Annotated in this window: 13 protein-coding genes and 1 pseudogene; 10 read left to right on the forward strand and 4 right to left on the reverse strand. The window is 64.2% G+C overall.

What is annotated here, in order from left to right; all coding sequences use genetic code 11:
* Positions 1 to 13 precede the first annotated feature (13 nt).
* The 3 genes from B0O95_RS05190 to B0O95_RS05200 form a co-directional block, all read right to left on the reverse strand.
* A complete protein-coding gene (locus tag B0O95_RS05190) occupies positions 14 to 385 on the reverse strand; it encodes an SMR family transporter (RefSeq protein ID WP_104076947.1) in 372 nt (123 codons plus the stop codon).
* A 13-nt stretch (positions 386 to 398) separates the two neighbouring features.
* Positions 399 to 2,174, reverse strand: a complete 1,776-nt coding sequence (locus B0O95_RS05195) for a glycosyltransferase family 39 protein (RefSeq protein ID WP_104076948.1) — start codon at positions 2,172 to 2,174, stop codon at positions 399 to 401.
* Between the two features lie 106 nt (positions 2,175 to 2,280).
* Positions 2,281 to 2,670, reverse strand: coding sequence for an Mth938-like domain-containing protein (locus tag B0O95_RS05200; protein WP_104076949.1), 390 nt, complete (start codon positions 2,668 to 2,670; stop codon positions 2,281 to 2,283).
* A 318-nt stretch (positions 2,671 to 2,988) separates the two neighbouring features.
* Here B0O95_RS05200 and B0O95_RS05205 point away from each other — a divergent pair, with 318 nt between their 5' ends.
* The 6 genes from B0O95_RS05205 (at position 2,989) to B0O95_RS05230 (ending at position 9,376) form a co-directional block, all read left to right on the forward strand.
* Positions 2,989 to 4,221: a pyridoxal phosphate-dependent aminotransferase gene (locus B0O95_RS05205; RefSeq protein ID WP_104076950.1), complete on the forward strand. Its 1,233-nt coding sequence runs from the start codon at positions 2,989 to 2,991 to the stop codon at positions 4,219 to 4,221.
* Between the two features lie 55 nt (positions 4,222 to 4,276).
* A complete protein-coding gene (locus tag B0O95_RS05210) occupies positions 4,277 to 5,608 on the forward strand; it encodes a homoserine dehydrogenase (protein WP_104077095.1) in 1,332 nt (443 codons plus the stop codon).
* 52 nt (positions 5,609 to 5,660) lie between these two features.
* On the forward strand, positions 5,661 to 7,112 hold the full coding sequence (thrC, locus tag B0O95_RS05215; RefSeq protein ID WP_104076951.1) for a threonine synthase: 1,452 nt from the start codon (positions 5,661 to 5,663) through the stop codon (positions 7,110 to 7,112).
* Positions 7,113 to 7,271: 159 nt separating this feature from the next.
* The gene (locus B0O95_RS05220; RefSeq protein WP_104077096.1) at positions 7,272 to 8,522 is read left to right on the forward strand and encodes a molybdopterin molybdotransferase MoeA; all 1,251 of its coding nucleotides are present in this window, start codon (positions 7,272 to 7,274) and stop codon (positions 8,520 to 8,522) included.
* Positions 8,523 to 8,586: 64 nt separating this feature from the next.
* Positions 8,587 to 8,844 (forward strand): molybdopterin converting factor subunit 1, encoded by a 258-nt coding sequence (gene moaD, locus B0O95_RS05225; protein ID WP_104076952.1) that lies wholly within the window; start codon positions 8,587 to 8,589, stop codon positions 8,842 to 8,844.
* Positions 8,845 to 8,881: 37 nt separating this feature from the next.
* Positions 8,882 to 9,376 (forward strand): molybdenum cofactor biosynthesis protein MoaE, encoded by a 495-nt coding sequence (locus tag B0O95_RS05230; protein WP_104076953.1) that lies wholly within the window; start codon positions 8,882 to 8,884, stop codon positions 9,374 to 9,376.
* On the opposite strand, the gene B0O95_RS05235 is transcribed toward B0O95_RS05230, so the two are convergent.
* The gene (locus B0O95_RS05235; protein WP_104076954.1) at positions 9,370 to 9,843 is read right to left on the reverse strand and encodes a group III truncated hemoglobin; all 474 of its coding nucleotides are present in this window, start codon (positions 9,841 to 9,843) and stop codon (positions 9,370 to 9,372) included. The two genes, B0O95_RS05230 and B0O95_RS05235, sit on opposite strands and share 7 nt — an antisense overlap.
* A 230-nt stretch (positions 9,844 to 10,073) precedes the next feature.
* Here B0O95_RS05235 and B0O95_RS16405 point away from each other — a divergent pair.
* From B0O95_RS16405 to B0O95_RS05255, 4 genes and pseudogenes are all read left to right on the forward strand, one after another.
* A pseudogene (locus B0O95_RS16405) lies at positions 10,074 to 10,386 on the forward strand (RrF2 family transcriptional regulator); the annotation flags it as partial.
* A 110-nt stretch (positions 10,387 to 10,496) separates the two neighbouring features.
* Positions 10,497 to 13,091, forward strand: a complete 2,595-nt coding sequence (gene clpB, locus B0O95_RS05245) for an ATP-dependent chaperone ClpB (RefSeq protein WP_104076955.1) — start codon at positions 10,497 to 10,499, stop codon at positions 13,089 to 13,091.
* A 258-nt stretch (positions 13,092 to 13,349) separates the two neighbouring features.
* The gene (locus tag B0O95_RS05250; protein WP_104076956.1) at positions 13,350 to 15,200 is read left to right on the forward strand and encodes a VRR-NUC domain-containing protein; all 1,851 of its coding nucleotides are present in this window, start codon (positions 13,350 to 13,352) and stop codon (positions 15,198 to 15,200) included.
* The gene (locus tag B0O95_RS05255) at positions 15,200 to 17,611 is read left to right on the forward strand and encodes an ATP-dependent DNA helicase (protein ID WP_233203131.1); all 2,412 of its coding nucleotides are present in this window, start codon (positions 15,200 to 15,202) and stop codon (positions 17,609 to 17,611) included. Before B0O95_RS05250 ends, B0O95_RS05255 begins: the two co-directional genes overlap by 1 nt.
* The last annotated feature ends 64 nt before the right edge of the window (positions 17,612 to 17,675 follow it).

A 17,675-nucleotide genomic window follows, 5' to 3' on the forward strand; every position in this document is an offset into this window, starting at 1 on the left:
AAGCTGGGTGGGCTCAACTGCGCGCTAGCACGACCACGCCGAGCAGAATGATACCGATGCCGACGAGGCGCTGTGCCGACATGGCCTCGCCGAACAGGTACCAGGCCGCTACCGCATTGACCGCGTAGCCGAGCGACAACATCGGGTAGGCGATCGACACGTCCACGCGCGACAGCCCGAGGATCCAGACGACGACGCTGACGACATAGCATGCCAACCCGCCGATGATCGGCCACTGCGTGGCTAGCCGCGCGCTGACCGGCACGATGTTCGCCACTGAGAATTCAAAATGGCCGACTGCATTCACCCCGGCCTTGAGCAGCAATTGCGCGCACGTGTTGAGCAGCACGCCGGAAAGAATGCACGCAAGGGAAATCGGATTCATCTTTAGGCTCGGCTTACGGTTGAGGTTTGGCGACGACGACGCGCCGCGTGTCGTGCGCAATCACCTGCATCGGCACGCCGGCGGCGGCCAGTTGCCCGTACAGCGATGGCGGCAACAACGCCAGTGCTGGCCCGGGCTCATGCCACCGGGCGCGCCACTGGTCAATCGTCGGAATCCACTTGCTCGGCTCGATCGTTGCGCCGAACCATAGCTCATCCGCGTGCTGGACCATGATGGTCGTGTGGCGGACATAGAACGGCAGCGTATGGTCGAGCATGTCTACCGAGTAGAACGGCGTTTCGGCCGGCAGCTTCGCCAGCTCTGCCCGGACCGCCGGTGCGAGCAGGGCGCCGCTGCTTTGTCGTCCGAACACCTCGTGGCCATTGCCGCCGATGGCGCCGAGCAGGAACCAGCCGATGCCGAATACAACGATGCTCGCTGTCGTCGGTGCGGCATGCGGTGCGGTGCCGGGCGGCAGCGCGCGCCGCCGCACGAGCCAGCTGGCGAGCAGCGTCAACACGAGGCCGACGCCGATGGCGATCTCAACCCAGACGATGAATTCGCGATACAGCGCGTTCGGCGTCTTCGCGTCGCCATATCCGATCAGCGCGAAGTACGCCACCACGGCCGCTATGGCCAGGAACGCCGCATAGCCGAGCAGGTGCCGCTGCCATTGCGCGCGCGTGACCCCCGGCAGGTATAGGCCGATCACCAGGGCCAGCGCCGGTGCCACAGGCAGCGTGTACGAGATCAGCTTCGAATGCGACGCGCTAAAGAACAGGAAGATGAACGCGGACCACACCAGCAGTAGTGTGACTGGCGCGAAGCCGTTCTGCTGGCGCGGCATCCGCCAACTCTGGCGCACGCTCTGTGCGGCGATCGAGACCCAAGGCAGGAAGCCCACGAGCAGCACGCCGGCGAAATAATAGAATGGCCCGGGCCGGTTTTGCGCGGGTGTTAGGTAGCGCTCGAACTGCTGAACGATGAAAAAATAATGGAAGAACTCTGGATTGTTGCGTTGTACGAGCACGAACCATGGCAGTACGATCCCGGCAAAGACCAGCGCGCCGCTGATCAGGTAGAGCCGTTTCCACACCGCCCAGTCACGCGCCACCACGGTGTAGATCACCAGCGCCGCGCCCGGCAGGATCAGCCCAACCAGGCCTTTGGACAGGACCGCCAGCGCCATCGACGCCCAGCACAGCCACATCCAGCCACGTCGCGTGCGGGCCGGCAGGTGCGCGCGTTGGGCCAGCAGTAGCGAGCACAGCGTCAGTGCCATCCAAAACGCCAGGCCCGTGTCCAGCACGTTGAAGTGGCCCATCAGGTTCCAGTACGGCGACGCGGCCAGCACCAGTGCCGCCATCAGCCCGGCAGCCGGATTGAACACGCGCGCGCCGGTGTAGCCCACCAGCAGGATGCCGGCAAAACCGCACAGCGCCGTGTAGAGCCGCGCCTGCCACTCGCCCAGGCCGAACCAGGCGAACGTGATGGCGTTGAACCAGGTCTGCAGCGGTGGCTTCTCGAAATACTTGTACCCGTTGTAGCGCGGGGTGATCCAGTCGCCGGTGACGAGCATCTCGCGCGCCATTTCCGCGTAGCGTCCCTCGTCGCTCGGGATCAGGTGGCGCCAGTTCAATTGCAGGAACCATACGAGCGAGAACAGCAGCATGAGCGGCAGCAGCGCCGCTGGCGATAGCGGCAACGCGCGCGACGGCGTGTTGCTGGAGGCGCTGGGCGGGACGGTCGATGGTGCCGTCGGCCGCATCGGGTCGAGCAAGTCTTGCATCAGCTATCCGTTTTTTAGAGAGTGTGTAGTCGTAGTGGACGCGCGCATGGGCCCGCCCGTCATGGGCCGTGGTGCAGTTAACGGGCCGCCGCATGGTGGCTCGCGCTCATGGTTTTTCGATCAGCAGCGCGAGCGCGACCTTGCGGCCCTCGGCCATCAGGATGTTATAGGTGCGGCACGCGGCCTGGAAATCCATCGCCTCGATACCGATGCGCTGGCGCGACAGCGCCACGGTCAGCCGCGGGTGCGCGAAGCGCAGCCGTGCGCCGGTCCCGAAGATCACGACCTCGACACCGGATTCGCCGGCGGACTCAACCAGCGCGTCAAAATGCTCGGGCGTGAGCGCATCGAACGAGGACACCGGCCACGGCGCGACCGGCGCCTGCGGGAAGACCAGAATGCTGTGCTCGTAGCGTTGCAGATTGACGTCGACATAGTCAGCGCCGTAACCGGTCACGGTATTCAGGGCGTCGGCGGAATCCTGGTGTAATTTCAATGCAACGTTCCATGTGCGCCCGCCGCATGCGGCAGGCGAGACGGTTGGCGCGAGTTATGGGACAATGAAAACGACTCGCGCGGGCCCAGCGAGTTCCGCGTGCGGCACGTGTGGCCGCCACGGGCGAGCCGCCCGCGATCGTTTGATGCATTGCGGAACTACGCCAGAATCCGCTAAATTATACCCTTTGTTGTCCGTTAAGCTCGCTAGATCGCGCGAGCGGCGCCGCGCCAGCGGGCGATGTGCGGCCCGGCGCCCCGGCTGCCATCCGGCGCTGGCCAAGTTCCAGCGTGAGCACCAATTCCCCTTACCGAAGCGTTGGCCGTGAAGCCCATCCTGAAATCAAATAAGTTGTCAAATGTCTGTTACGACATACGCGGGCCCGTGCTCGAGGAGGCCAAGCGCCTCGAGGAAGAGGGGCACCGGATCATTAAGCTGAACATCGGCAATCTTGCTGCGTTCGGCTTTGGCGCGCCTGACGAGATTATCACTGACATGATCCGCAACCTGCCGGAGTCGTCCGGCTATTCGGATTCGAAGGGTGTGTTCGCAGCGCGTAAATCCATCATGCACTACACGCAGCAGAAGGGCATCGCCGGTGTCAAGCTCGAAGATGTCTTCATTGGCAATGGCGCGTCCGAGTTGATCGTGATGGCGATGCAAGGCTTGCTGAATGATGGCGACGAGGTGCTGTTGCCAGCGCCGGACTACCCGTTGTGGACCGCGGCGGTCAGTCTGTCGGGCGGCACGCCGGTTCACTACCGGTGCGACGAGTACAACGGCTGGCTGCCGGATCTGGACGATATGCGCGCGAAGATCTCGCCGAATACGCGTGCCCTGGTGATCATCAACCCGAACAACCCGACCGGTGCGCTGTACCCGGACGACCTCTTGCGGGCGATGCTCGAGCTTGCACGCCAGCACCAGCTGATCGTGTTCTCCGACGAAGTCTACGACAAGATCGTCTACGACGGCGGTGTGCACACGTCGGTCGGCGCGCTATCGCAGGACGTGCTCACCGTCACGTTCAACAGCTTGTCCAAGAGCTACCGGTCTTGCGGCTACCGGGCCGGCTGGATGGTGGTGTCCGGCGACAAGCGGCATGCGACCGACTATCTGGAAGGGCTCGGCATCCTCGCATCGATGCGGCTGTGCGCGAACGTGCCGGGCCAATATGCGATCCAGACCGCGCTGGGCGGCTACCAGAGCATCAACGAGCTGATCCAGCCGGGCGGGCGCCTGTACAAGCAGCGCGAGCTTGCCTACGATATGCTCAGCGCGATTCCAGGCGTGTCGGTCGTCAGGCCGAAGGCGGCCTTATACATGTTTCCCAGGCTGGATCCGGCTGTCTATCCGGTGCGTGACGACCAGCAACTGATTCTGGAGTTGTTGCAGCAGGAGCGGGTGCTGCTGGTGCAGGGCACCGGATTCAACTGGCCCGCTCCCGACCACTTCCGGGTCGTATTCCTACCCAACGTCGATGACCTGAGCGATGCGCTGAGTCGTGTCGCACGGTTTCTCGACAGCTACCGCAAGCGTACGAGCGCGTGAAGCGCGTCGCGCGCGTTGCTCCCCCCTTTCAATGACCCATGACACACGCGGGATGATGGAACCGATCAAAGTAGGATTGTTGGGCTTTGGCACGGTCGGCAGCGGCACGTTCAACGTGTTGCGCCGCAACCAGGAAGAAATCAGCCGTCGGGCCGGCCGCGGAATCGAAATCACGCGCGTCGCGGTGCGCAATCCGGCCAAGGCGCAGCAGGTGCTGGGCGATGCGCTCGGCACGGTGGCGCTGACGTCGGACTTTGCCGCGGTGGTCGACGATCCGTCGCTGGACATCATTGCGGAAATGATTGGCGGCACTGACATCGCCCGCGAACTCGTGCTGCGTGCGATCCACAACGGCAAGCATGTGGTGACGGCCAACAAGGCGTTGCTCGCGGTGCATGGAACCGAAATCTTCGAGGCAGCGCGCGTCAAGGGCGTGATGGTCGCGTTCGAAGCCGCGGTAGCCGGCGGTATCCCGATCATCAAGGCGTTGCGCGAGGGTCTGACGGCAAACCGCATCCAGTATATCGCTGGCATCATCAACGGCACCACAAACTTCATCCTGTCTGAGATGCGCGAGCGCGGCCTGGATTTCGCGACCGCGCTGGCCGACGCGCAGCGGCTCGGCTACGCGGAGGCCGACCCGACATTCGACGTCGAGGGGATTGACGCCGCACACAAGGCCACGATCATGGCGGCGATCGCATTCGGCGTGCCGGTGCAGTTCGAGCGTGCCTATGTCGAGGGAATCACCCGGCTGGACGCGCTGGATATTCGCTACGCGGAGGAACTTGGCTACCGGATCAAGCTGCTCGGCATTGCGCGGCGCACCACGCAAGGCATCGAGTTGCGCGTGCATCCGACGCTGATTCCGGCCAAGCGGCTGATCGCGAACGTGCAGGGCGCGATGAACGCGGTCCTGGTCTACGGCGATGCGGTGGGCGCAACGCTGTACTATGGCAAGGGGGCGGGTGCCGAGCCGACGGCGTCGGCCGTGGTTGCCGACCTGGTTGACGTCACGCGGCTGCACACGGCGGACCCCAACAATCGCGTGCCGCACTTGGCATTCCAACCGGACCGGTTGGCGACCACACCGATCCTGCCAATCGACGAGGTCACCAGCAGCTACTACTTGCGGCTGCGTGTCGCGGACCAAACCGGCGTGCTTGCTGACATCACGCGCATCCTCGCGGCCCTAGGCATCTCGATCGATGCGCTGCTGCAAAAGGAGTCGGAGGTCGTCGACGCAAGCCAGGCGGGCGAGACCGATATCATCCTGATCACGCACGAGACGCTGGAGAAGAACATCAATACGGCGATTTCTCGTATCGAAGCGTTGTCCACGGTGCGCTCGGGCGTGACCCGGCTGCGCATGGAAGCGTTGAACTGACGCCAACGCCAATCGCTTCGGCCGGTAGCCGGAGCGCCAGGAGCATTTCCGGATGAACTACATTTCCACGCGCGGCGCCGGGCTCGGCGAGCGCCATTCGTTTTCCGACATCCTACTCGGCGGTCTTGCAAAGGATGGCGGCCTGTATTTGCCGGCGCAGTATCCGCATGTGTCCGACGCCGAGTTGTCCCGCTGGCGTACGCTGTCCTATGCGGACTTGGCATTCGAGATCCTGGCGAAATTCTGTGACGACATGCCGGCTGACGACTTGCTGGCACTGACGCGGCGCACCTATCGTGCCGACGTGTACGCAAACGTGCGCGACGGCAGCGATGCGCAGCGCATCACGCCGCTCAAGACGCTGGGCTTCGAGGGTGGCGCGCCGCTGGCGCTGCTCGAGCTGTCCAACGGCCCGACGCTCGCGTTCAAGGACATGGCGATGCAGTTGCTCGGCAACCTGTTCGAGTACGCGTTGGCGCGCCATGGCCAGCAATTGAACATCCTTGGCGCGACGTCTGGCGACACCGGCAGCGCCGCCGAATACGCGATGCGCGGTAAGCGGGGCGTGCGCGTGTTCATGTTGTCGCCGCATCGCAAGATGAGCGCGTTCCAGACCGCGCAGATGTTCAGCCTGCAGGACCCGAACATCGTTAATATCGCGGTCGAAGGAGTGTTCGACGATTGCCAGGACATTGTCAAGGCCGTCTCAAACGACCACGCGTTCAAGGCCCGCTATCAAATCGGCACGGTCAACTCGATCAACTGGGCCCGAGTTGTCGCACAGGTTGTCTACTATTTTCGAGGCTATTTCGAGGCGACGCGCGGCAACGACCAGCGCGTGTCGTTTACAGTCCCGTCGGGCAATTTCGGCAATGTGTGCGCCGGCCACATCGCGCGGATGATGGGCTTGCCGATCGACAAGCTGGTGGTTGCCACCAACGAGAACGACGTGCTTGACGAGTTCTTTCGCACCGGTAATTATCGCGTGCGCGCCGCGGCTGAAACCCACCATACGACCAGTCCCAGCATGGACATCTCGAAGGCGTCGAATTTCGAGCGCTTCGTCTTTGACTTGCTGGGCCGCGATTCGGCACGCGTGTTGCAGTTGTTCCGCGACGTCGAGGCCAAGGGCGGGTTTGACTTGGCCGCGTCGGGTGATTTTGCCCGCGTGCGCGAGTTCGGTTTCGTGTCCGGTCGCAGCACGCACGCGGATCGAATCGCGACGATCCGCGACGTCCACCGTCGCTACCAGGCGATGATCGACACGCATACGGCGGACGGCGTGAAGGTGGCGCGCGAATACCTGGAGCCGGGGGTGCCAATGATCGTGCTCGAGACCGCGCAACCGATCAAGTTCGGCGATACGATCCGCGAGGCGCTGGATCGGGATCCTCCGCGTCCGCCGGCCTTTGACGGACTGGAGGCGTTGCCGCAGCGTTTCACCGTGTTGCCGGCCGATGCCGCGCGCGTGAAGGACTTCATTCGCGCGCAGATCGACGGCTAGGCGGCGTACCGGTGCGGTGCCGGGGCTACAATACGCTTTTATCCGTCAACATCCGGCCCGACTCCGATGTCGATCCCGAACGATACCGCGCCGGTGGTGGGCGCTAGTCAAACGGCCTGCGCCGCCACGGCTACGGCTACGGGCGCCGCCCGCCCGCCACTGCTGGCCACACAGGACGCACTTGCGCAATTGCTGGCCGCGGCATTTCCATTATGCGCGCAGCCCGACGCAATCGAGACCGTACCGACGCAGGACGCGCTGAACCGCGTGTTAGCCACTGACATTCACTCGGCGCTCGATGTGCCGCCGGCCGACATCAGCGCGATGGACGGCTACGCGGTGCGGGCCGTCGACGTTGTGGCCGGCCGGCCGATGTGCGTGTCGCAACGCGTGCCAGCCGGGCATGCGCCCGGTGGCGCGCTCGAGGCCGGCACCGCGGCGCGCGTTTTCACCGGTGCGCAACTACCCGCGGGCGCTGACACGGTCGTGATGCAGGAGCAGGCGCAGGCGCACGGCGAGACGGTCGCGTTTGATGCAGCGCCGCCAATGGGCGACTGGATCAACCGGCGTGGTTCGGATATCTGCAAGGATGCGGTGATTTTGCCCGCCGGCATGCGGCTAACGCCACAGGCGTTAGGCCTGGCCGCGTCGGTCGGCTATGCGACGTTGCCGGTCGCGCGCCGGCCGAGGGTCGCGATAGCCTTCACCGGCGACGAGTTGACGATGCCTGGCGAGCCATTGCGTAAAGGCGCAATCTACAATTCGAGCCGGTTCACGCTCGGTGGGCTGCTGGCCGCACTCGGCTGTGACGTGACGGACCTCGGCATCGTGCCGGACCGGCTTGATGCGACGCGCGATGCGCTGCGCGAGGCGGCGCTCGCGCATGACCTGATCCTCACTTCCGGCGGCGTATCGGTGGGCGACGAGGATCACGTGCGGGCCGCGGTTCAAGCTGAAGGTTCGCTGCACCTGTGGCAGATCGCGATGAAGCCGGGCAAGCCGCTTGCGTTCGGCACGGTGCACCGACCGGCGGCCGCGGGGGCGCTGTGCGTCAGCGCGCCACACGACGCAGCGTTCTTTATCGGCTTGCCTGGCAATCCGGTGTCCAGCTTCGTGACGTTCCTGTTGTTCGTGCGCCCGTTCATCCTACGCTTGGCCGGCACGGGATGCGTCGAGCCTCGTGTACTGCGCATGCGCGCCGATTTTACGCAAAAGAAGGCGGATTGCCGCAATGAATTCCTGCGCGCACGAATCAACGACGCTGGAGGTCTCGACCTGTTCCCGAACCAAAGTTCGGCGGTGCTGACATCCACGGTGTGGGGGGACGGATTGATCGACAATCCGCCCGGGCACGCGATCCAGGCGGGCGAGATGGTGCGTTTCCTGCCATTCTCGACGTTGCTGGCGTGACGGCGTGGCAGAACGACGGTGAGGGGTCGCGCGGCGGAAATAGGATTTTCAACGGTCAATGGCAATGAAGATCGAACTGAGGTTTTTTGCAAGTGTGCGCGAGGCGGTCGGCACGGACGCGGAAACGGTTGACGTACCGGACAGCGTTAACACGGTCGGCGACGTGCGCGCGTGGCTATGTTCGCGCGGCGGCGCGTGGGCAGGCGCACTGGCGGGTACGCGCCCGTTGCGCATGGCGTGCGACCACGTCATGACTGATCCGTCGACGCGACTGACTGACGGCTGCGAGGTGGCATTTTTTCCACCCGTCACCGGCGGGTGATACGGCAGCGGCCGGGCGGAGTAACGCGGAGGATGAGATGACAGTCAGCGTGCAGGCGCACGATTTCGACGTGACGACGGAGCTTGCCCGGCTGCGTGCGGGCCATCCACGCATCGGCGCGGTGGTCAGCTTCGTGGGTACCGTGCGCGAGTTGAGCGACGGTGAGCCAATCAGCGCGTTGGAGTTAGAGCATTATCCGGGCATGACCGAACGGGCGCTGGAGGCCATTGTTGCCGAAGCCGAGCGCCGCTGGGCAGGCATCGACGTGCGTGTGGTGCACCGGCACGGGCGGCTCGACGCGGGTGAGCAGATCGTGCTGGTCGCGGTCGCGGCTGCGCATCGCGGTGACGCGTTTGCCGCCTGCGAGTTCGTGATGGACTACCTAAAGGCTAACGCGCCTTTTTGGAAAAAGGAGTGTACCGGGCAACGCGAGCGCTGGGTCGAGGCGCGCGCCGCCGACGACGCGGCGCTCGCGCGCTGGAGCATTGCGTCGCACAACGCGGCGAAGGGTCCGCTTGCCGACGATCAGTGAGCGGCGCCACGCTCGCCGCGGCGCGGCGCGATTCGCTCGAGCAGCGCCTTCTGCTCCGGCGGCACCTGATATTGCCAGCCGAAGCGGCCCAGCTGCAGGCTTTCCGCGATGCGCAGCGCCGGCTCCATCAACTTGAGCGCCGCGGCGGGCTCGAACAGGTGCTCGACCGTGTCCAGGAACAGGTACAGCCAGCGGCTGAAGTGCTCTGGCTCGATACCCTTTAGTGGCAGGTGGGCCAGCTGCACATTGCCCTTGTAGCGCTTGGCGCCCAGCGCGATGCTGGCCCAAAAGTCGCACATTTTTGCCAGGTGCGGGTCCCATGCGTCGCCGATCGCCTGCGCGAAGATCGGTCCCAGCGTGTCGTCCGCCCGCACGCGTGCATAGAAGCGGTGGACTAGTGAATGGATGCCTGCTTCGTCCAAGATGGCAAGGTGGCTCACTGCGGCGTTGGATTCGGGATTGACCATGATGTCGTGTTGTCAGCAGAGGGATCGGATCGCATTGCGGCAGCGCAGCGGATCAGCGACGCAACGCGGCCGGCACGACGTGGCCCAACACGACATGGCCCGGCACGGTATGGCCTGGCGCGCAAACCCGTGCCTGTGGCAGTAAGATACCGGAGGCGGTACGGGGCGCGGCAGCATGTTGCTGCGCCAGCCCTTATTTTGCACCATAGAGCATAAGCCGGGATACTCGTTTGCGATTGACCGATTTTACCGACTATGCGTTTCGCGTGATCCTGTACCTGTCGGTGCACGACGACGGATTGTCCACGATTCAGCAGATATCCGATGCGTACCAGGTGTCGAAGAACCATTTGATGAAGATCGTGCAACTGCTCGGCGAGCGAGGCTGGGTCGACACGGTGCGCGGGCGCAACGGTGGCTTGCGGCTGGCGCCGCACGCCCGGACGCTAACGGTCGGCACAGATTGTGCGCGCCACTGAGAACGATTTTGCGCTGGTCGCCTGTCTGGGGGCCAACGACCGCTATGCATGCGCCATTGAGCCAGCCGAGCGCGCCGCTCGCGCACGCGCTGGGCTTGGTCACGCCCGCCCCGGGCGCTTGAAAAGCCCCATCCGGACCTCAAGATATGGGGCAATCAAGCATTGGAGGTCTCCATGAGGATCGACAAACTAACCACGAAGTTCCAGGAAGCGCTTGCGGACGCACAAAGCCTCGCCGTTGGGCGAGACAACCAGTATATTGAGCCGCTGCACGTGCTCACGGCGCTGCTCGCGCAGCCCGATGGCGCGGCCCGCTCGCTGTTGTCGCGCGCCGGTGTGCATGTGCAGGCGCTGCAGGCCGCGCTCGGCGCGGCGTTGGAACGGTTGCCGCAGGTACATGGCACCGACGGCAATGTGCAAGTGAGCCGCGAGTTGAGCGGCTTGTTGAACCAGGCGGACAAGGAAGCGCAGAAGTACAGCGACGCGTATATCGCCAGCGAGATGTTTCTGCTCGCGCTTGCCGATGACAAGGGCGATGCCGGCCGGCTCGCGCGCGAGCATGGCCTGACCCGCAAGGCGCTGGAGGCCGCTGTCGCGGCGGTGCGCGGCAACGCGCAGGTTAACAGTCAGGATGCCGAGAGCCAGCGTGAGGCGCTAAAGAAATACACAGTGGACCTGACCGAGCGCGCGAGCGCCGGCAAGCTGGATCCGGTGATCGGCCGCGATGACGAGATCCGCCGCGCGGTCCAGATCCTGCAGCGCCGCACGAAGAACAACCCGGTGTTGATCGGCGAGCCGGGGGTGGGCAAGACCGCGATCGTCGAAGGTCTCGCGCAGCGCATTGTCAATGGCGAGGTGCCCGAGACACTGAAAGACAAGCGGGTGCTGGCGCTGGACATGGCCGCGCTGCTGGCCGGCGCCAAGTATCGCGGCGAATTCGAGGAGCGGCTCAAGGCGGTGCTCAGCGACATTGCGAAGGACGAGGGGCGCACGATCGTGTTCATCGACGAAATTCACACGATGGTTGGCGCAGGCAAGGCGGAAGGCGCGATCGACGCGGGCAACATGCTCAAGCCGGCGCTCGCGCGCGGCGAGTTGCATTGCATTGGCGCGACGACGCTGGATGAATACCGCCGATACATCGAAAAAGACGCGGCGCTTGAGCGGCGCTTCCAAAAGGTGCTGGTCGATGAGCCGTCGGTCGAGGCGACCATTGCGATCCTGCGTGGGTTGCAGGAAAAGTACGAGCTGCATCACAAGGTCGAGATCACGGATCCGGCCATTGTCGCGGCCGCCGAGCTGTCGCACCGCTATATCACCGACCGTTTTCTGCCGGACAAGGCGATCGACTTGATCGACGAGGCGGCGTCCAAGATCAAGATGGAGATCGACTCGAAGCCCGAGGCGATGGACCGGCTCGACCGTCGGTTGATCCAGTTGAAGATCGAGCGCGAGGCGGTGAAGAAGGAAACGGACGAGGCATCGCAAAAGCGGCTCGGGTTGATCGAGGACGAGATCGCGCGGCTCGAGCGCGAATACGCAGATCTCGAGGAGATTTGGACGGCGGAGAAATCCGCCGTGCAGGGTGGTGCACACTTGAAGGAAGAGATCGACAAGACCCGTGCGGAAATCGTGCGGCTGCAGCGCGAGGGTAAGCTGGATAAGGTCGCCGAGTTGCAGTATGGCACGTTGCCGCAGTTGGAGGCGCAACTGAAGGCAGTTACCCAGGCCGAAGCCGGTACGTCCAAGAGCGACAAGCCGCGGTTGCTGCGCACGCAGGTGGGCGCCGAGGAGATTGCCGAGGTCGTATCACGCGCCACTGGCATCCCGGTCGCGCGGATGATGCAAGGCGAGCGCGAGAAGCTGCTGCAGATCGAGGCGAAGCTGCATGAACGCGTGGTCGGCCAGGACGAGGCGATCAGTGCGGTGGCCGACGCGATCCGCCGTTCGCGGGCAGGCTTGGCCGACCCAAACCGGCCGTATGGCTCGTTCCTGTTCCTTGGCCCGACGGGGGTTGGCAAGACCGAGCTGTGCAAGGCGTTGGCGGCTTTCCTGTTCGATGCCGAGGACCACTTGATCCGCATCGACATGAGCGAGTTCATGGAAAAGCACAGCGTCGCGCGGCTGATCGGCGCGCCGCCCGGCTATGTCGGCTACGAGGAAGGCGGCTACTTGACCGAGGCCGTGCGGCGCAAGCCGTACAGTGTGATCCTGCTCGATGAGATCGAAAAGGCACACCCGGACGTGTTCAACGTGCTGCTGCAGGTGCTCGATGACGGCCGCATGACCGATGGCCAGGGCCGCACGGTGGATTTTAAGAACACCGTGATTGTGATGACGTCGAATCTCGGCTCGCAGCAGATCCAATCGATGGTTGGTGAGCCTCACGCGGCGGTGCGCGATGCGGTCTGGGAAGAGGTCAAGCAACATTTCCGGCCCGAGTTCCTGAATCGGATCGACGAGGTCGTCGTTTTCCACGGCCTGGATCGCAGCCATATTCGCTCGATCGCGAAGATCCAGTTGCAACGGCTCACCGAGCGACTGGCGAAGATGGACATGCAACTGGACGTGTCGGATGCGGCACTCGAGCACATCGGCAAGGTTGGCTACGATCCGTTGTTCGGTGCGCGGCCGCTCAAGCGCGCGATCCAGCAGGAGATTGAGAACCCGATCGCCAAGCTGATCCTCGGTGGCCGGTTTGGCCCGAAGGACCTGATCCCGGTCGACTTCGAGGATGGCACGTTCGTGTTCGAACGGGTCGTGCACTGATGGGGCGCTGATGCGCGAAGTCGCAACGGGGGTGCTGGCGCTGTTGTTCGGCGCCTGCGCCCAACCCAGGTTTTAGGCCGTCCAGCCCGAGTCCGTGTTGATCGCGCGGCTCAATACTACTATTGCCGCGCGCTGTCGGCCGCTACCTCGCCGTCGAGGTAATCGTCGGCGGCTACTGGAAACTGCTGTGATGGCGGGTGATCCAACGCGGCCGACGCTGGTATCATCTCGTACTGTATATCTATACAGGATTAGACGATGGACGCGATTCCCGCCGGCGGCGTGGACCCGTTCTACTATGTCGCAAACTTCCGTCACGCTATCGCGTGGTTGAGCGATCGATGCGATGACCTGCTTGACGGGCAAGAACGGGCCTTCATCGACGCGTTCGAGCTGTTGCCCCACGCGTCGCGCGCGCTGCTGGTCCGGATGTTGATGCGCAAAGGACCGTTGTTTCGCACGGACAAGCTGCGGTATGCCGAGATCGGCGAGCCGCTCGCCGCATGCGGGCCATTGATCGCGCGAGGTTGGGTCGAACTCGATCCGCCGATGTCGGTTGACGAACTGTTCACTGTGGCGACCAAGGTCCAACTCGAACACCGCTTCGTGGCGGCAAAGGCAGTGCGCGGCACGAAGGCGGCGCTGCTTGACGCGCTGCGCGCCGCGCATCCCGGTGTACAGCATGCGTATTCAGTCTGGTGCCCGAACGGACCAGGGAGGGTCGTCCGCTTCCTGCTGGGGCCCCTGTGCGACCGGCTTCGATTGATGTTCTTTGGGAACCTGTGGCAGGACTGGTCGGAGTTTGTGTTGGCCGACCTGGGTATTTTCCGCTACGAAGCCGTGCGCTTGGACGGATCGTCTCGCGCATTCCAACGGCGCGAAGATGTCGATGCCTATTTCTCGTTGCATGCGTGCCGCCAGGCGCTGGACGCGGCGCCCGATGACGCGACGCTGGACGCATTGCTGGCGCAGGCGTGCGCATGTCCGACTGGTAATCTTTGGCTCGGCATGCGTCGTGCCAAAGTGTTGTTCCGGATCGGCCAGCACTGCGAACGGCAGCGCGATTGGCCGCGCGCGCTGCATGCGTACGAGGCGAGCACCTATCCGGAAGCCCGCTATCGGCGAATGCGCGTGCTCGAGGCGCTCGGTCGCTGCGACGACGCATTGGCGCTTGCTGCGCAAGTCGTACAGATGCCGGTCAGCGAGGGTGAGGCACAGCGCGCCGCGCGTACCCTTGCGCGGCTACAGCGCGTGATGCTTGCCGCGCGACAGCAGTCGCCGTTGCCGATGCAATCGGCATGTGGCGAGCGTCCATTCGGCCGGAATCGCGTACCTTCACCACAGTTTGATTTATCGGCACCAGCACCAGCACAGACATCGGCACATACATTGGCAACGCCGATCTCGCGCAGCGACTGGCTCTTGCCCATGCCCGCCGTGCCGATGCGGGTCGAACACGTATTGCGCGCTCACCTGCATCGCCCGGAGGCGCCAGTGTTCTATGTCGAAAACGCATTGATTAACACCTTGTTTGGCCTGTTGTGCTGGCAGGCGGTATTCGCGCCGATACCCGGCGCATTCTTTCATCCGTTCCAGCGCGGGCCAGCGGACCTGGATGCGCCGACGTTCGTTGCGCGTCGTCAGGCGCTGTTCGATGCCTGCCTGCAACAGCTCGACGATGGTCGTTATCGACGCACGATCGAGGATAATTTTGCCGCGAAGGCTGGGATTCAATCGCCGTTCGTGGCCTGGAGCGTGTTTGACCCTGCGTTGTTGACGCTTGCGCTGGACTGTATGCCGGCTGCCCACCTGAAGCTGTGGTTCGTGCGGTTGCTGCGGGACGTCTCGCGGAACCGCTCCGGATTTCCGGATCTGGTTCGATTCGTGCCGGCTGTGTGTTCGTACGAACTGATCGAGGTGAAAGGGCCTGGCGACCGGTTGCAGGACAACCAGTTGCGCTGGCTCGCCTACGCACACGAAAAGGGGCTGCCGGTCAGCGTCGCGCACGTGCGATGGCTCGACCACGGGGGCAGTATGCCGGCGCCGCCCGCCGCCGTTGGCCATGCGATCCCGGACGGCGTCAGCGCGCCGGCGCAATGGACAGTGTGATGCGCTACGTGGTTGCCGTGCGCGCATTGTGCGAGTTTACGGCAAAGCAAGGCGACCTGGATCTGCGGTTCACGCCGTCTTCCAGCGCCGAGGAGGGTAAGACCGGCCATCGCATCGTTGCCAGCCGCCGCCACGCGGACTACCAAACGGAAATCAGCGTCACGGGCGAATACCGGGAGCTGACGGTGCGTGGTCGCGCGGACGGCTACGATCCGCAACGGGGTCGGCTCGAGGAAATCAAGACGTATCGAGGCGAACTGGATGCGATGCCGGACAATCATCGCGCGCTGCATTGGGCGCAGCTGCGGGTGTACGGCTGGCTGTTCTGTCAGCAGGCGCGAGTGCCGTCGATCGAACTCGCACTCGTGTACTACGACATCACGACCGGGCATGAAACAGTGCTGACCAAGACGGCGAGTGCCGCTGCGTTGAAAGCGGCGTTCGAACAGCAATGTACGCGCTTTATCGACTGGGCAGCCCAGGAACGGGCGCACCGCGCCGCGCGCGATGCGATGCTGCACGGTCTGCAGTTGCCTTTCCCAGCGTTCCGTGTTGGCCAGCGCGAGCTTGCCGAGGCGGTCTACCGTGCGGCGCTCGGCGCCCGCGTGCTGCTCGCGCAAGCACCGACGGGCATCGGCAAGACGCTCGGTACGCTGTTTCCACTGCTCAAGGCCTGTCCGCGCGCATCGATCGACAAAGTGTTTTTTTTGAGCGCGAAAAGTCCTGGACGGCAGCTGGCATTGGATTCGCTGCAGTCCTTGACGCGTGGCGCAGTGGGACCGCGACGGTCAACAGAATCAACGGAGTCAGCAGAATCAGCAGAATCAGCAACGGAATCCGCGCGGGCCGGATCCGGGATGGCCGGGCGCACAGGCATCGGCGCGCGTGCGCCAAGGTCTGTCCCCGCGCTGCCGCTGCGCGTGGTTGAGCTGGTCGCGCGCGACAAGGCGTGCGAGTATCCGGGCAATGCGTGTACCGGGCAGGCATGTACGCTCGCGCAAGGGTTTTACGATCGGTTGCCGGCTGCACGCGAGGCGGCGTTGGCAAGGTATTGGCTCGATCGCGGCGCGCTGCGCGAGGTGGGCTTGACCCATCGCGTGTGTCCGTACTACCTGGGCCAGGAATTGGTGCGCTGGGCTGATGTGATCGTCGGCGATTACAACTACTATTTCGACACCGGTGCCCCCCTGTTTGCGTTGACCGTGCAAAACCAGTGGCGGGTCGCTGTGCTGGTGGACGAGGCGCACAATTTACCCGAACGGGCGCGGGCGATGTACTCGGCCACGCTTGAGCAGGGGGAACTGGCCTATCTTGCTCGTGGCGCGCGCGGCACGCTGGGTACCGCATTGCGTCGCTTGCAGCGGTGCTGGAACACGCTGAATCGCGCGCAGGCCGAACCGTACCGCGCCTCTGACGTACTGCCCGATGCATGGCTATGCGCGCTGCAGCGCGCCGTTGGTGCGATCGGCGAGCATCTAGCTGAACCACAACTTGTGCCGGACGTGCGTCTGGAGCGCTTCTATCTCGATGCGATCCACTTCATGCGCATCGCCGAGCGTTTCGACGAGCACTGGATGTTCGACGTCACACTGGCCACGCTGGAGGGAGCCGCGGCGCGCGCCACGTGGCGCTCGACGTTGTGCATCCGCAATGTCGTGCCGGCGGCGGCATTGCGAGCGCGTGTCGCGGCAGTCCATTCGATGACGCTTTTTTCTGCGACACTGTGGCCTGCGCGCTTCTACCGCGATCTGCTCGGACTACCGGACGATACCGTCAATGTCGACGTCGCCAGTCCGTTCAGCGCGGCGCAACTCGCCGTGTACGTGACGCCGTCGATCTCGACCCGCTATCGGGACCGCCAGGCGTCGCTTGGTGCGCTGGTTGAGCGGATTGCCTCGCAGTATGCGGCGCTGCCCGGCAACTATCTGTGCTTTTTCAGTAGCTTTGAATACCTGGAACAGGCGGCTGCGCTGTTCAGCGCTACGCATCCGTCGATTCCGGTGTGGCGGCAGGCCCGGGCGATGGACGAGCCGGCACAGCGTGCCTTCATCGCCCACTTCGAGCCGCACGGCCGCGGCATCGGATTCGCCGTGCTCGGCGGTGCATTTGCCGAGGGCATCGACCTGCCCGGCACACGGCTGGTCGGCACGTTTATCGCCACGCTTGGGATGCCGCAGATCAATGCGGTGAACGAACAGTTGCGCGAGCGGATGCAGCGGCTGTTCAGTGCCGGATTCGACTATACGTACTTGTTCCCGGGGGTGCAGAAAGTGGTGCAGGCCGCAGGCCGCGTGATCCGCAGCGAGACGGACCGTGGTGTCGTGCACCTGCTGGATGATCGCTTTATGCGGCGCGACGTGCGTGCGTTGCTGCCATGCTGGTGGAAGGTCGAATTGGAGAGTCGCCGCTAGGCGGCGGGCTGCGGCCCGGCTACTGGCCAACCACCGGCCGGGTGCTCCGGCCGGGACACCCGGC

The sequence above is a fragment of the Mycetohabitans endofungorum genome, from assembly GCF_002927045.1.
GTDB lineage: Bacteria > Pseudomonadota > Gammaproteobacteria > Burkholderiales > Burkholderiaceae > Mycetohabitans > Mycetohabitans endofungorum.

Bases quoted from the DNA above. Each gene is read 5' to 3' on its own strand.
- B0O95_RS05195 (WP_104076948.1), bottom strand. From the start codon at position 2,174: ATGCAAGACTTGCTCGACCCGATGCGGCCGACGGCACCATCGACCGTC.
- thrC (WP_104076951.1), top strand. From the start codon at position 5,661: ATGAACTACATTTCCACGCGCGGCGCCGGGCTCGGCGAGCGCCATTCG.
- B0O95_RS05250 (WP_104076956.1), top strand. From the start codon at position 13,350: ATGGACGCGATTCCCGCCGGCGGCGTGGACCCGTTCTACTATGTCGCA.
- B0O95_RS05190 (WP_104076947.1), bottom strand. From the start codon at position 385: ATGAATCCGATTTCCCTTGCGTGCATTCTTTCCGGCGTGCTGCTCAAC.
- B0O95_RS05255 (WP_233203131.1), top strand. From the start codon at position 15,200: ATGCGCTACGTGGTTGCCGTGCGCGCATTGTGCGAGTTTACGGCAAAG.
- clpB (WP_104076955.1), top strand. From the start codon at position 10,497: ATGAGGATCGACAAACTAACCACGAAGTTCCAGGAAGCGCTTGCGGAC.
- moaD (WP_104076952.1), top strand. From the start codon at position 8,587: ATGAAGATCGAACTGAGGTTTTTTGCAAGTGTGCGCGAGGCGGTCGGC.
- B0O95_RS05230 (WP_104076953.1), top strand. From the start codon at position 8,882: ATGACAGTCAGCGTGCAGGCGCACGATTTCGACGTGACGACGGAGCTT.
- B0O95_RS05210 (WP_104077095.1), top strand. From the start codon at position 4,277: ATGGAACCGATCAAAGTAGGATTGTTGGGCTTTGGCACGGTCGGCAGC.
- B0O95_RS05235 (WP_104076954.1), bottom strand. From the start codon at position 9,843: ATGGTCAATCCCGAATCCAACGCCGCAGTGAGCCACCTTGCCATCTTG.